This window comes from Kitasatospora sp. NPDC001683 (assembly GCF_053596495.1).
This window is the reverse complement of sequence record NZ_JBSFGK010000015.1, coordinates 1-12,777: the sequence shown is the minus strand read 5'-3', so window position 1 is coordinate 12,777 and position 12,777 is coordinate 1. Positions and strand designations below refer to the sequence as shown.

12 protein-coding genes are annotated in these 12,777 nt (G+C 73.7%); 8 read left to right on the top strand and 4 right to left on the bottom strand.

Translation table 11 applies throughout. The features are described from left to right. Window positions 1–15: 15 nt before the first annotated feature. Window positions 16–243 (bottom strand): heavy-metal-associated domain-containing protein, encoded by a 228-nt coding sequence (locus tag ACWCYO_RS10750; RefSeq protein ID WP_270141546.1) that lies wholly within the window; start codon window positions 241–243, stop codon window positions 16–18. Window positions 244–416: 173 nt separating this feature from the next. Here ACWCYO_RS10750 and ACWCYO_RS10745 point away from each other — a divergent pair, with 173 nt between their 5' ends. After that, window positions 417–935 (top strand): DUF3152 domain-containing protein, encoded by a 519-nt coding sequence (locus ACWCYO_RS10745; RefSeq protein ID WP_270141547.1) that lies wholly within the window; start codon window positions 417–419, stop codon window positions 933–935. Window positions 936–1,077: 142 nt separating this feature from the next. Here the strand turns inward: ACWCYO_RS10745 and ACWCYO_RS10740 are convergent, their stop codons facing one another. Continuing rightward, window positions 1,078–1,365, bottom strand: coding sequence for an HPr family phosphocarrier protein (locus ACWCYO_RS10740; RefSeq protein ID WP_270141549.1), 288 nt, complete (start codon window positions 1,363–1,365; stop codon window positions 1,078–1,080). A 305-nt stretch (window positions 1,366–1,670) separates the two neighbouring features. Here ACWCYO_RS10740 and ACWCYO_RS10735 point away from each other — a divergent pair, with 305 nt between their 5' ends. The 4 genes from ACWCYO_RS10735 to ACWCYO_RS10720 all read left to right on the top strand — a co-directional run bounded on the left by ACWCYO_RS10735 (window position 1,671) and on the right by ACWCYO_RS10720 (window position 6,566). Next, the gene (locus ACWCYO_RS10735) at window positions 1,671–2,432 is read left to right on the top strand and encodes a DeoR/GlpR family DNA-binding transcription regulator (protein ID WP_270141551.1); all 762 of its coding nucleotides are present in this window, start codon (window positions 1,671–1,673) and stop codon (window positions 2,430–2,432) included. Continuing rightward, on the top strand, window positions 2,429–3,376 hold the full coding sequence (gene pfkB, locus ACWCYO_RS10730) for a 1-phosphofructokinase (RefSeq protein WP_270141553.1): 948 nt from the start codon (window positions 2,429–2,431) through the stop codon (window positions 3,374–3,376). Before ACWCYO_RS10735 ends, pfkB begins: the two co-directional genes overlap by 4 nt. Before the next feature lie 106 nt (window positions 3,377–3,482). After that, the gene (locus ACWCYO_RS10725; RefSeq protein ID WP_449784060.1) at window positions 3,483–5,510 is read left to right on the top strand and encodes a PTS fructose transporter subunit IIABC; all 2,028 of its coding nucleotides are present in this window, start codon (window positions 3,483–3,485) and stop codon (window positions 5,508–5,510) included. A gap of 135 nt (window positions 5,511–5,645) precedes the next feature. Then, on the top strand, window positions 5,646–6,566 hold the full coding sequence (locus ACWCYO_RS10720) for a glutaminase (RefSeq protein ID WP_270150796.1): 921 nt from the start codon (window positions 5,646–5,648) through the stop codon (window positions 6,564–6,566). Between the two features lie 65 nt (window positions 6,567–6,631). On the opposite strand, the gene glmS is transcribed toward ACWCYO_RS10720, so the two are convergent. Both glmS and ACWCYO_RS10710 read right to left on the bottom strand, forming a co-directional pair. Beyond that, window positions 6,632–8,458 (bottom strand): glutamine--fructose-6-phosphate transaminase (isomerizing), encoded by a 1,827-nt coding sequence (glmS, locus tag ACWCYO_RS10715; RefSeq protein ID WP_449783995.1) that lies wholly within the window; start codon window positions 8,456–8,458, stop codon window positions 6,632–6,634. A gap of 37 nt (window positions 8,459–8,495) precedes the next feature. Continuing rightward, entirely contained in the window at window positions 8,496–8,771 is a 276-nt protein-coding gene (locus ACWCYO_RS10710; RefSeq protein WP_449783994.1) for a hypothetical protein, read from the bottom strand. Between the two features lie 604 nt (window positions 8,772–9,375). Here ACWCYO_RS10710 and ACWCYO_RS10705 point away from each other — a divergent pair. The 3 genes from ACWCYO_RS10705 (at window position 9,376) to ACWCYO_RS10695 (ending at window position 12,569) form a co-directional block, all read left to right on the top strand. Then, window positions 9,376–10,494: a hypothetical protein gene (locus tag ACWCYO_RS10705; RefSeq protein ID WP_270141555.1), complete on the top strand. Its 1,119-nt coding sequence runs from the start codon at window positions 9,376–9,378 to the stop codon at window positions 10,492–10,494. A gap of 147 nt (window positions 10,495–10,641) precedes the next feature. Next, entirely contained in the window at window positions 10,642–12,066 is a 1,425-nt protein-coding gene (locus ACWCYO_RS10700; RefSeq protein ID WP_449783993.1) for a pyridoxal phosphate-dependent decarboxylase family protein, read from the top strand. A 77-nt stretch (window positions 12,067–12,143) separates the two neighbouring features. After that, the gene (locus ACWCYO_RS10695) at window positions 12,144–12,569 is read left to right on the top strand and encodes a hypothetical protein (protein ID WP_270141558.1); all 426 of its coding nucleotides are present in this window, start codon (window positions 12,144–12,146) and stop codon (window positions 12,567–12,569) included. Window positions 12,570–12,777: the final 208 nt, after the last annotated feature.

Sequence of the window (12,777 nt, the reverse complement as noted above, 5' to 3'; positions counted from 1 at the left end):
CAGGCCCCCGGGGGCTCAGGCCTGGTCGACGAGGGTGAACCCGGCCCCGTCCACCGCGCTGCGGACCGCCGCCGGCTCCAGCGGCCGGGCGGAGGCCACGGTGACCCTGCCGCTCGGCGCGTCCGCGACGACGTCGGTGACGCCGGGAAGGGCGGCCAGCCCGGCGCTGACGGTCCGCTCGCAGTGGCCACAGCTCATGCCGTCGACGGTGAGGACGGTGGTGATGGTGGTGGTGATGGACATGGCGGTGCCTCCAATGGCGTGTCGGGGATGATCGGCCGGTCGATCTGCACCACAACAGCGGAATCCAGCCGCCGCGCCCAGGGACACGCCGCCGGGGTGGCACCATCGAGTGGTTCCGGGAACCGGCCGGGCCCCGCGCCCGACGGGGACCGTCCGGGCGCACCGGCCCACCCATGCACCGACGCACCGCGTCGATCGCCCGCGCCCCGGCGGCGCTGCGTCCGGTGGTGCGGGTGAACCCGGTGGTCACCGCCACGCCCGCGCCCGCCGAGCAGGTCCCGCGGCGCGGCACGGTCGAGCAGCTCACCGACTACCCGGCCACCACCGTACGGGAGTCGGGCGCAGAGCCGCTGATCGACCTGCACCACGCCGCCGCAGGCCCGGACCGATTCCTCGCCCTGGCCCGGAGTTCCACACCGCCCCCCGCCGACCCGGTGGACTTCACGGTCCACCTGGCCACCCCGGGTTCCACCGACCGGATCTGCGACCAGTACGGGCCGGACACCGGCGGCTGGGTGAACTCCGGCGTCCAGCACCAGGCGGTGATCAACCTCAGACGCTGGACGGAGCCGTCCGAGTACTACCAGGGCCGGCCCGAGCTGTACCACGCGCTCGCGGTCAACCACGAGGTCGGCCACGTCCTGGGCAACGGCCACGTCGACTGCCCGGGCCCGGCGCCCCGGTGCCGGTGATGATGCAGCAGATCAAGGGCCTGCACGGCGGCGTCCCCAACGGCTGGCCCTACTCGGACGCCGGCACCCTGCTCACCGGCCCGTCGGTCCAGGCGCCGAGCAACGCGCCGCAACAGCCGCAACCGCGCGACGCAGGACGCCCTCAGGCCGCCGCGTCGTGGTCGGCCGCCAGCACCTCGGCGAGCGCCGCGACCGCCTCCCGTGCCTGCTCGCCCTCGGCGGACAGCTCGAGCACCTCGCCCGCCCGGGCCGCCAGCGCCAGGACGGACAGCAGGCTGCGGGCGTCGACGGACGGCTGGCCGGGACGGCCGACGGTGACCTTGACGGGCTGTCGGGCCGCGGCCTGGACGAACTGCGAGGCCGGACGGGCGTGCAGGCCGCTGCGCGAGCCGATCGCCACCTGGAGCGAGTGCAGCTGGATCGAGGACATGGGGGTGGGTCCAATCTCGAGGGCGGGCGGGGCCGGCCGCCCGGGGTGGGAGCCCGTCGGCCGTTCGGGGTGGGTGGCCGTCCGCGACGCGGGGGCAGTCGCGCGGCCCGGACCCGATCCGGTGGTTCCACGCCCGTCGGCGTGTTGTTTCGATTGGTTGTACGCCCGCTCTCAGCCAGCTGTCAACAGATTCGGGCATGAAAGCCACAGAAACAAAAACTCAACGATCGCTTGCTTTCCCGCCCGAACGGCGTACGCTCTCGGTTAACCAGGCACGAACAGACATGAAACGGACTCGATCCCACATGTACGCACCCGAGCGGCAGCAGCAGATCCTCCGCCTCGCCCAGGAGCGCGGCCGGGTCGACGTCCCGACGCTGGCCGAGGACTTCTCGGTCACCCAGGAGACCATCCGGCGCGACCTGACCGCCCTGGTCCAGGCCGGACTGCTGCACCGGGTGCACGGCGGCGCGCTGCCCGCGGGAGCCCTGCGCCTGGAACCCGGCCTGGCCGAGCGGGACTCCACCGCGGCGGCGGAGAAGGAGCGGATCGCCAAGGCCGCCCTGGCCCTGCTGCCCACCGAGGGCAGTGTGCTGCTCGACGCCGGGACCACCGTCTCCCGGCTCGCCGCCCAGCTGCCGGTCGACTCCACCCTCACCGTCGTCACCAACGCCCTGCCCGTCGCCGCCCGGCTCGCCGACCACCCGTCCCTCTCGCTGCACCTGATCGGCGGGCGGCTGCGCCACCGCACCCACGCCGCCGTCGACTCCTGGGCGCTGCGCGACCTCGCCGACATCCACCCGGACGTCGCGGTGGTCGCCACCAACGGGTTCTCCGTCGAGGACGGCCTGACCACCCCCGACCTCGCCGAGGCCGCCGTCAAGCGGGCGATGCTGACCGGCGCCCGCCGGGTGGTCCTGGTGGCCGACTCGACCAAGCACGGCGCCCGGCACTTCGCCCGCTTCGGCTCGCTCGACCAGGTGGACGTCCTCGTCACGGACACTGGACTGACCGACGAGCAGGCCGCCCAGATCGCGAACCTCGGACCGGAAGTCATCCGCGCATGATCGTCACCATCACCCCGAACCCCAGCCTGGACCGCACCTACGAGCTGCGCACCCTCGCGCTCGGCGAGGTCAACCGGGCCGCGCACGACCGGCTCGACCCCGGCGGCAAGGGCGTCAACGTCTCCCGCGCGCTCACCGCCGCCGGCCACCGCACCACCGCCGTCCTGCCGCTCGGCGGCCCCTCCGGTCGGCTGCTCGCCGAACTGCTGCGCCGCCAGGGCATCGGGGTGGCCGCGCTGCCGATCGCCGGCGACACCCGGATCAACGTCTCGATCGCCGAGGCCGGCGGCAGCCTGACCAAGGTCAACGCGGCCGGCCCCGAGCTCACCGACGCCGAGTCGGCCGCCCTGCTGGACCTGGTCTCCCAGGAGGACTTCACCGGCGCGACCGTCGACTGGCTGGCCTGCTGCGGCAGCCTCCCGCGCGGACTGGCACCCGAGTGGTACGCGGAACTGGTCGGCCGGGTGCACGCGGGCGGCGCCCGGATCGCCCTGGACACCTCCGGCCCGGCCCTGCTCGCCGCGCTCACCGCCCGCCCGGACGTGGTCAAGCCCAACCGCGAGGAACTCGCCGAGGCCGTCGGACGGCCGCTCGCCACCCTCGGCGACGCCGTGGACGCGGCGGGCGAGCTGCGCAAGCTCGGCGCCCAGCAGGTGCTCGCCAGCCTCGGTCCGGACGGCATGCTGCTGGTCGCCGAGGAGGGCAGCTGGTACGGGACCGCGCCGGTCACCGCCGTCCGCAGCGACGTCGGGGCGGGCGACGCCTCGCTGGCCGGCTTCCTCGGCGCGGGCGGCAGCGGACCGCGGGCCCTCGCCGCGGCCCTGGCGCACGGCGCGGCCGCCGTCCAACTGCCGGGCAGCGTCATGCCGACTCCGGCCGACCTCGACCCGGCCGCGGTGACCGTGACGGCGGACCTCCCGCTGGACCGGACCCTACGCGGCTGACGAAGGACCTCCGCCCCGGCCGTGTGGGACGGCCGGGCGGACACCACCCCGGGGGCAAGGGACAACTCTCAGGCACCAGTCGAAGGACCACACGATGAGCGACACCATGAGCGACACGTCGAGCGACAGATCGAGCACCCCGACCGGAGAGGACGGCGACGGACTGATCACCCCCGCACTGGTCGACCTCTACCTCGCCCCCGCGGACAAGAACGAGGCCCTGCGCTCGCTCGCGCAGCGGCTGGCCGCCGCGGGCCGGGTCACCGACCTCGACGGCTTCCTCGCCGACATCGCCGCCCGCGAGGCCCAGGCGCCCACCGGCCTGGGCGACGGCATCGGCATCCCGCACTGCCGGTCACCGCACGTCACCCGACCCAGCCTGGCCTTCGGGCGCAGCGCCCGGGGCCTGGACTTCGACGCCCCGGACGGACGGCCCGCGGACCTGGTGTTCATGATCGCGGCCCCGGACGGCGCCGACGACGCCCACCTGGGGATCCTCGCCTCGCTGGCCCGGCGGCTGATGGACCCGGCCTTCACCGGCGCCCTGCGGACCGCCGAGAGCCCGACGGCGGTGGCGGCCCTGGTCAACGGCGAGGAGAGCCCGACGCCGGAACCGGCCGCCCCCGCGCCGGCGGACGAGGCCGACCCGGAGGCGGAGGCCGACGCCACCCTCCGCCTGGTCGCCGTGACCTCCTGCCCCACCGGCATCGCCCACACGTACCTGGCCGCCCAGGCCCTCGAACTGGCCGCCGCCCGGGCCGGCGCCGTCATCCAGGTGGAGACCCAGGGTTCGGCCGGCTCCACCCCGCTCGCCCCCGAGGTGATCGCCGCCGCCGACGCGGTGATCCTCGCCCATGACCTGGAGGTCCGCGACCGCGCCCGGTTCGCCGGCAAGCCGACCGTGGACGTGGGCGTCAAGGCGGGCGTCAACCGCCCGGACGAGCTCGTCGCCGAGGCCGCCCGCCTGGTCGCCGAGGCCGGCTCCGCCGCCCGCCCGGCCACGACCGCGGCCACGGCGAGTACGACCGGAGGCGGCGAGCACTGGGCCCAGCGCCTGCGCCGCTACCTGATGACCGGCGTCAGCTACATGATCCCCTTCGTCGCCGCCGGCGGTCTGCTGATCGCCCTCGGCTTCGCCATCGGCGGCTACCGGATCGCCTCCGCGCCCTCCGTCCTCGGCCACTTCGACTGGTCGTCCTCGGACAGCTGGGCCGCCCTGCTGTTCCAGACCGGCAAGACCTCCTTCGGCTTCCTGGTGCCGGTCCTCTCCGGCTACATCGCCTGGGCGATCGCCGACCGGGCGGCGCTGGCCGCGGGCATCGTCGGCGGCGCGGTCTCGGTCGCGGTCGGCGCCGGGTTCCTCGGCGGCATCGTCTCCGGACTGGCGGCGGGCTTCCTGGTGCTCTGGATGGTGCGGTGGAAGGTCCCGCGGACCATCGCCGGGATCATGCCGGTGGTGGTGATCCCGCTGCTGTCGGTGGCGGCCGTCGGCCTGCTGATGTTCGTCGTGCTCGGCTCCCCGATCGCCTCCGCGATGACCGGCCTGACGAACTGGCTGAACGGGCTCTCCGGCAGCAACGCCGTCCTGCTGGGCGTGCTGCTCGGCGCGATGATGGCCTTCGACCTGGGCGGCCCGCTCAACAAGGTCGCGTACACCTTCGCCGCCGGCGCCCTGACCACGGCAGGCGCCACCCCGGACGCCGGGAGCCTCAAGGTGATGGCCGCGGTGATGGCCGCCGGCATGACCCCGCCGCTGGGCCTGGCCCTGGCCACCGTGGTCCGCCGGCGCCTGTTCACCGCCGAGGAGCGTGAGAACGGCAAGGCCGCCTGGGTGCTCGGCGCCTCCTTCATCACCGAGGGCGCGATCCCGTTCGCCGCCGCCGACCCGCTGCGGGTCATCCCGGCGGGCATCGCGGGCAGCATGACGGCCGGCGGCCTGGTGATGGCCTTCGGCTCCACCCTGCGCGCCCCGCACGGCGGGATCTGGGTGCTCCCGCTGATCGGCAGCCCGTTCCTCTACCTGCTCGCGATCGCCGCCGGTACCCTCGTCACCACCACGGCCGTCGTCCTCCTCAAGGGCCTGCGCAAGCAAGCCCCCGTCGCGTCCCCCGAACCGGCGCCGGCCGCCGCCTGACCCAAAGCACCGCACGGATAATCGAGCACGGATAATCAGTGGTCGGACCGGGTGTCGCCGCACGGCGGCCCCGGTCCCGATCGTGTCCGTACCCGCCCGTGCCTGGAGTGAAGAACCTTGAACGATGTGGAGAACCTGGACTACCCCGTCCTGCTGGCGGCCGCCGAGGCGGCCGCCCGGGCGACCACGGGCCGGGGCCACGTCGCCGACTACATCCCGGCCCTCGCCGAGGCCGACCCGGAGGCCTTCGGCATGGCCGTGGCCACCGTCGACGGTGAGCTGTACGGGGTCGGGGACTGGGAGCAGCCGTTCTCCATCCAGAGCGTCTCCAAGCTGTTCTCGCTCGCCCTGGCCCTGGCCCACAGCAGCGACGGCGGCGAGGCGCTCTGGCGGGGCGTCGGCCGCGAGCCCTCCGGCAACCCGTTCAACTCGCTGGTGCAGTTGGAGACCGAGCACGGCATCCCGCGCAACCCCTTCATCAACGCGGGCGCCCTGGTGGTCACCGACCGCCTGCACTCCCTGACCGGCGACGCCTCCGGCGCGGTCCGGGAGTTCCTGCGCCGCGAGTCCGGCAACCCACTGCTGGACACCGACCCGGTGGTCGCCGCCTCCGAGGCCGAGCACGGCCACCGCAACGCCGCGCTCGCCCACTTCATCGCCAGCCACGGCAACCTGCAGAACCCGGTCGAGACCGTGCTCGAGCACTACTACGCCCACTGCGCGGTCGCCGCCAGCTGCCGCGACCTGGTGCTGGCCGGCGCCTTCCTGGCCCGCTACGGCGTCCGCACCGACGGCACCCGTCTGATGACCCGCAGCGAGGCCAAGCGCATCAACGCCGTCCTGCTGACCTGCGGCACCTACGACGCCGCGGGCGAGTTCGCCTTCCGGGTCGGCCTGCCCGGCAAGAGCGGCGTCGGGGGCGGCGTCCTCGCGATACTCCCCGGTCGCGCGGCCGTCTGTGCCTGGGGTCCCCGCCTCGACCAGGCCGGCAACTCGGTCGCCGCCGTGACCGCCCTGGACACCCTCACCACCCTCTCGGGCTGCTCGGTGTTCTGACAACGGCGAGGCCCGGTCGCGCCACACATCGCGACCGGGCCCAACCACCCTACGATCCAGCGGACTTACTCCACCGTCACGCTCTTCGCCAGGTTGCGCGGCTTGTCCACGTCCCGGCCGAGCGCGACCGCCGCGTGGTAAGCGAGCAGCTGGAGCGGGATGTTGAGGAGCAGCGGGTCCAACTCGGGCTCGCTCTTGGGCACCAGGACGCAGTGGTCCACGAGCCTGTCCTCCGGCCGCTTGTGCGCGACCGCGATGACCCGGCCGGAGCGGGCCTTGATCTCGCCGAGGGTGGTGAGGTTCTTGTCGAGCAGCTCGTCGTCCGGAACCAGTGCCACAGTGGGCAGTTCGGGGCTGATCAGGGCCAGCGGGCCGTGCTTGAGCTCGCTCGCCGGGTAGGCCTCGGCGTGGACGTAGGAGATCTCCTTGAGCTTCTGCGCGCCCTCCCGGGCCACCGGGTAGCCGCGGACCCGGCCGATGAACATCATGCCGGCCGAGTCGGCGTACTCGGCGGCGAGCTCGGCGATCGCCGCGCTCTGGTCGAGCACCTCGCGGATCTGGTCGGGCAGCGCCTGCAGCGCGGAGACGATCCGGCGGCCGTCGGCGGGCGAGAGGTCGTGGATGCGGCCGAAGTGCAGGGCGAGCAGGGCGAAGGCGACCACGGTGGAGGTGAACGCCTTGGTGGAGGCGACGGAGACCTCGGGTCCGGCGTGCAGGTAGATGCCGCCGTCGCACTCGCGGGCGATCGCGCTGCCCACGGTGTTCACGACGCCGAGCACCCGGCCGCCCTTGCGCTTGATCTCCTGGACCGCGGCGAGCGTGTCGTAGGTCTCGCCGGACTGGCTGACCGCGACGTACAGGGTGTCGGCCTCGATCACCGGGTTGCGGTAGCGGAACTCGGAGGCGGGCTCGCTGTGCGCGGGGACGCGGGCCAGTTCCTCGATCAGCTGGGCGCCCATCTCGCCCGCGTAGTAGGCGGACCCGCAGCCGAGGATCTTCACCCGGCGGATCTCGCGCAGTTCCCGGGCGTCCAGGTTGAGGCCGCCGAGGTGGGCGGTGCTGAAGCGCTCGTCGAGCCGGCCGCTGAGGGTGCGCTCGACCGAGGTGGGCTGCTCGTGGATCTCCTTGAGCAGGTAGTGCTCGTAGCCGCCGGTGTCGAAGGAGTCGATCTCCCAGTCGACGGTGGACGGCTGGCGGTGGGTGGTGCGGGCGTCGGCGGTGAAGGTGCGGAAGCCGTCGGCCCGGACGGTGGCGAGCTCGCCGTCCTCCAGGTGCACCACCTGGCGGGTGTAGCGGACCAGGGCGGAGACGTCGGAGGCGGCGAACATCTCCTTCTCGCCGATGCCGAGGACGATCGGGCTGCCGTTGCGGGCGACCACGATCCGGTCCGGCTGCTCGGAGTCCAGCACGGCGATGCCGTAGGTGCCGACGACCCGGCCGAGCGCGGCGCGGACGGCGTCCTCGAGCTCGACGCCCTCGGTGGCGTGGGCGGCGATCAGGTGGGACAGCACCTCGGTGTCGGTCTCGGAGCGGAACACCGCGCCGTCGGCGGTCAGCTTGGCGCGCAGCTCGTCGGCGTTCTCGATGATGCCGTTGTGGACGACGGCGATCCGCTCGGCGTTGTCCAGGTGCGGGTGGGCGTTGGCGTCGCTGGGGACGCCGTGGGTGGCCCAGCGGGTGTGGCCGATGCCGGTGCCGCCCTTGAAGCGGGCCGGTACGGCGGCGGCGAGGTCGGCGACCCGGCCCTTGACCTTGCGGAGCTTGATCCCGCCGGTGCGCCCGGCGACGGCGACGCCGGCCGAGTCGTAGCCGCGGTACTCGAGCCGGGCCAGTCCCTCCAGCAGGAAGGGGGTCGCGTCCTTGGGGCCGATGTAGGCCACGATTCCGCACATGCGTGGACTCCTCCAGGTATAGGGAACGGACCGGTGCTCAGCCGTAGACGATCCGGCGCAGTTGGCGGGCCGAGAGCTCCGGCGCCGCGACGCGGCGGGCGGCCAGCTCCTCGGCGAGCCGGGCGAAGATCCGTTCGTTGGTCAGACCACGTGCCTGGAGCTCGCCGTGGCGGCGACGGACGTACTCCTCGGTGCTCTCGGAGAAGTACGCCAGCACCTCCGCCACGACCCGCGCCGCCTCCCGGGGCCCGAGCGGGCTGGTCCGGGTGAGGTGGGCGAGGAGGTCTTCGTGAGGGTGGGGTGAGCTCGGCACGAGTGAGCACTCTAGGTCGCGGCTCACACCGAAGCCAAAGATCTTGCCCGAAATCGGGCAGACTTCGCGAGTTTCAGCGCGGGTGACCAACCGGATGCCCCGCTGCCACCTGCCCTGGAGGCGCGCGAGCACGCCGACGGCCTGGAGGCGACGATCGCGACCGTCCGGGCCCTGCTGGACGACATCGTCCACCGCCAGCTGGACCCCGACGTGCCGCTGTGCTCGCTGCTCTCCGGCGACCTGGTCGCCGCCGACGACTTCCCCCGGGCCGCGAGCGTCGCCGCCATCGCCGGCGCCGGCTCCGCCCCGCGCGAGCGACTCCTCGACGCCGAACTGCTCCGCAAGCTCGACCTGGAGGGCAATCGCCGGGCCCGGTACCGCGAGGCGCTCGCCGAGGTCCCGCACCAGGAGTGCGCCGACCCGCTGGAGCGGCGGATGCGCGAGGGCATGATCACCCGGGAACCATCCCGGCGCGTCGGGGCGTCGGAGCGATGCGGTAGCGTCGCGGACACCTCCCGAATGGCGGGCGAAAACGCGGCCTCCCGCCCCCGTGCCGTCAGGATGGGAGCGAACCGTTCACCTCGATCCGCCGGGGGATCCCGTCATGCAGCCGCGAGTCTTCGCGATTCTCACCGCCCTGCTCCTGGGCGTCCTGGGCCTCGGCTCGGTGGCCGTCACCGACTGGTCGCCCGCGGCGGCCAGCACGACCCCGGCCACCCCGGACGCCCCGAACGCCCCGGGCGGCGGCGCGGGCACCCAGCCGGTCACGGCCGGCGCCTCTCCGACGGGCGACCCGGCGGTGTGGACCCGTTCGACGCTGCGCAACAAGCTGATGGCCGAGATGGACGCCACCGACCCCGGCGTCGCCCTCGCCGACCTCGACAAGATCACCAAGGCGAAGCCGTACACCGTGCGCTTCTGCCACCCGATCGCGCACGAGCTCGGCCACGCGGCGGTCAAGCGCTACCACGAGGACTTCCAGAAGGTCATCTCCTTCCCGCACGAGACCTGCGCGGCCGGCTACCTGCACGGCGCGGTCGAGGAGATGCTCAACGCCTCCGCCCAGCCCGACGTGGACCTGCTCAAGCTGTGCGCCCCCAAGAACACCGGGCCCTGCATCCACGGCGTCGGCCACGGCACGATGTTCGTCGCCAAGCAGGACGTCGCCAAGGCCCGCGACCTGTGCAACAAGTTCACCACCGAGCAGAACCGGATCCGCTGCTCAGAGGGCCTGTTCATGCAGCTCTTCGGCCCGGACGAGGAGGACGAGCAGGCCAAGGCCAACCTGCCCGCCGACAAGCTCGCCCAGGACCCGCTGTACCCGTGCAAGGACCAACCGTCGCTGTTCCAGTCCGCCTGCTACTTCTACGCCCCGACCTTCTACCTGTCCTCGCACGACTACCCGAACCACCCCGAGGTCTACGCCGAGGCCCTCAAGTGGTGCCTCAACGGCAAGGCCGCCGGCGGAGCCGTGGACTGCAGCCGCGGCGTCGGCTCCCGGACCATGAAGTACAACCTGGACCGCGAGGACTGGGCCGCCCAGCAGTGCGCCACCGCCGCCGACGGCTGGCAGCGCAAGGCCTGCGCGGAGGGCCTGGTCAGCTACTACACGGTCAACTACACCGACGGCGGCGCGGCCGGGCGGCTCTGCGCGAAGATCACCGACAAGGAGATGCAGGGTTACTGCCGCTCCGCCGGCGGACTGTCCGCCTCGCTGGACTGACCCGCCCGGTCTGGATCCCAGCATGAGGGCCCGCGCCACACGGCGCGGGCCCCTTTGCGTAGGATCACCCGACCATCGCCTGATCAGGGTGCACCGAGGAAGCCGCGCCTGGCCCGGTCCCCACCCACGGCCTCCCTGGAGCACGCCATGACCACCGAGGACTTCCGCAGCGCCGCCCACGCCACCGCCGACCTGGTCTCGGACTACCTCGCCGCGCTGCCCGCCCGCCCGGTCTGGCAACCGATGGACGACACCGCCCGGCGGGCCCTGCTCGACGCCCCGCTACCCGCCGAGGGCCGCCCGCTCGGCGAGCTGCTCGCCGCCATCGAGCGGGACGTCCTCCCCCACCCCATGGGCAACGGCAACCCGCGCTTCTTCGGCTGGGTCAACTCCGCCCCCGCCCCCGCCGGGGTGCTCGCCACCCTCGCCGCCGCCGCGATGAACCCCAGCTCGGCCGGCGGCGACCACGCCGACGTCCACCTGGAACGCGCCGTCGTCCGCTGGATCGCCGAACTGGTCGGCTTCCCGCACCCGGCCGGTGGCGGGCTGCTCACCTCCGGCACCTCGATGGCGACCATCGTCTGCCTCGCCGCCGCCCGCAACCGCGCCGCCCGCCGGGCCGGCCACGACCTCCGCGAGGACGGCCTGGCGGGCCTGCCGCCGCTGGTCGGCTACGTCACCGGCGAGACCCACTCCTGCGTCCGCAAGGCCGCCGAACTCCTCGGCCTCGGCAGCAGGCACCTGCGCACCGTCACCACCGGCCCCGACGGACGCCTCGACCCCGCCGAGTTGCGAGCGGCCGTCGAGCGCGACCGCGCCGCCGGACTGCTGCCCTTCCTGGTGGTCGCCTCGGCCGGCACCGTCGGCACCGGCGCGGTGGACGCGTTCGATCCGATCGCCGACCTCTGCGAGGAGCAGGGCCTGTGGCTGCACGTGGACGGCGCGTACGGCGCCTTCGGCCGCCTCGACCCCGCCATCGCCCACCGCTACGCCGGCCTGGAGCGGGCCGACTCGCTCGCCCTCGACCCCCACAAGTGGCTCGGCGTCCCGGTCGACTGCGGCTGCGCGCTGGTCCGCGACACCGACGAACTGCGCGGCACCTTCAGCCTCGTCCCGTCCTACCTGCGCGACGAGGCGGCCGGCGCACTCGGCTGGTTCTCCGAGTACGGCACCGAGCAGACCCGCCCGTTCCGCGCCCTCAAGGTCTGGGCCACCATCGCCCACCGCGGCCGCACCGGCCTCGCCCAGGACATCGCCCAGTGCACCGCACTCGCCCGCCGACTCGGCGAACTCGTCAAGGCCGACGATGAGTTGGAGCTGCTCGCGGAGGTCCAGACCTCCATCGTCGCGTTCCGCCACCGGGCCGTCGGACTGGACGAGGCCGGCCTGAACGCCCTCAACCGCGAGCTGCCGGTCGTGGTCCAGCGGCGCGGACGGGTCTTCGTCACCGGCGCCCGCCTCGGCGAGCAGGAGATGCTCCGCGCCTGTCTGCTCAACGCCGCGACCACCGAGCAGGACCTCCACCTGCTGCTCGCCGAGGTCAGGACCGCCGCCCGCGCCCTGCTGTCGTAACACACCGTCGCGGACCTTAACCACCAGGTCACGGTCGGTTCGCGATCAGGAAACACCGGTCGGGCACGGTGGAGGCCATGGAGCACTCGAAGCCTTCCCTGCACCGCGCCCGCCGCTGGCGCCGCGACACCGTCGAGCTCGCCGCCGCCTTCCTCTCCGTCACCGCGGCCGACCTGATCGCGAAGGTCGTCCTCCACGGCTCCGACGGCCCGGTCGTCCTCGTCTCCTCCGCGGTCGCCCTGCTCGCCGCCGCCCTCCTGCACGCCTGGTGGTCCCCCCACGCCCCGCCCCCGACCACCCTCTGGCGGGTGCGCACCACCGCCCTCGCCCACACCCACACCACCCTCGCCGACCACCGGATCACCCTCCTCTCCCTCCACCCCCACCCCACCACCGACGAACTCTTCCTCCGCACCCCCCGCTCCCTGACCCCCGCCGCCCTCACCACCCTGCTCACCACCAGCGGCCACACCCTGGCGGACGCCCCGACCCGGATCGCCTGACCCGCCCGGGCCTCGCCCTTCGCCCACCAGCCAGGTGTCCGGTGGGCTCCCCCCGGTGCGCAGCGCGACAGCGCGGGACACCCCACCCCCGGACCGACCGACCCACCACGCCCTCAAATGGCGGCGGCGGGTGCCCGGTCGGGCACCCGCCGCCCGTCCGCTCCGCCATCGGGGCCTCAGCCCTTGCCAGCGGGCCGCTCCACGCACA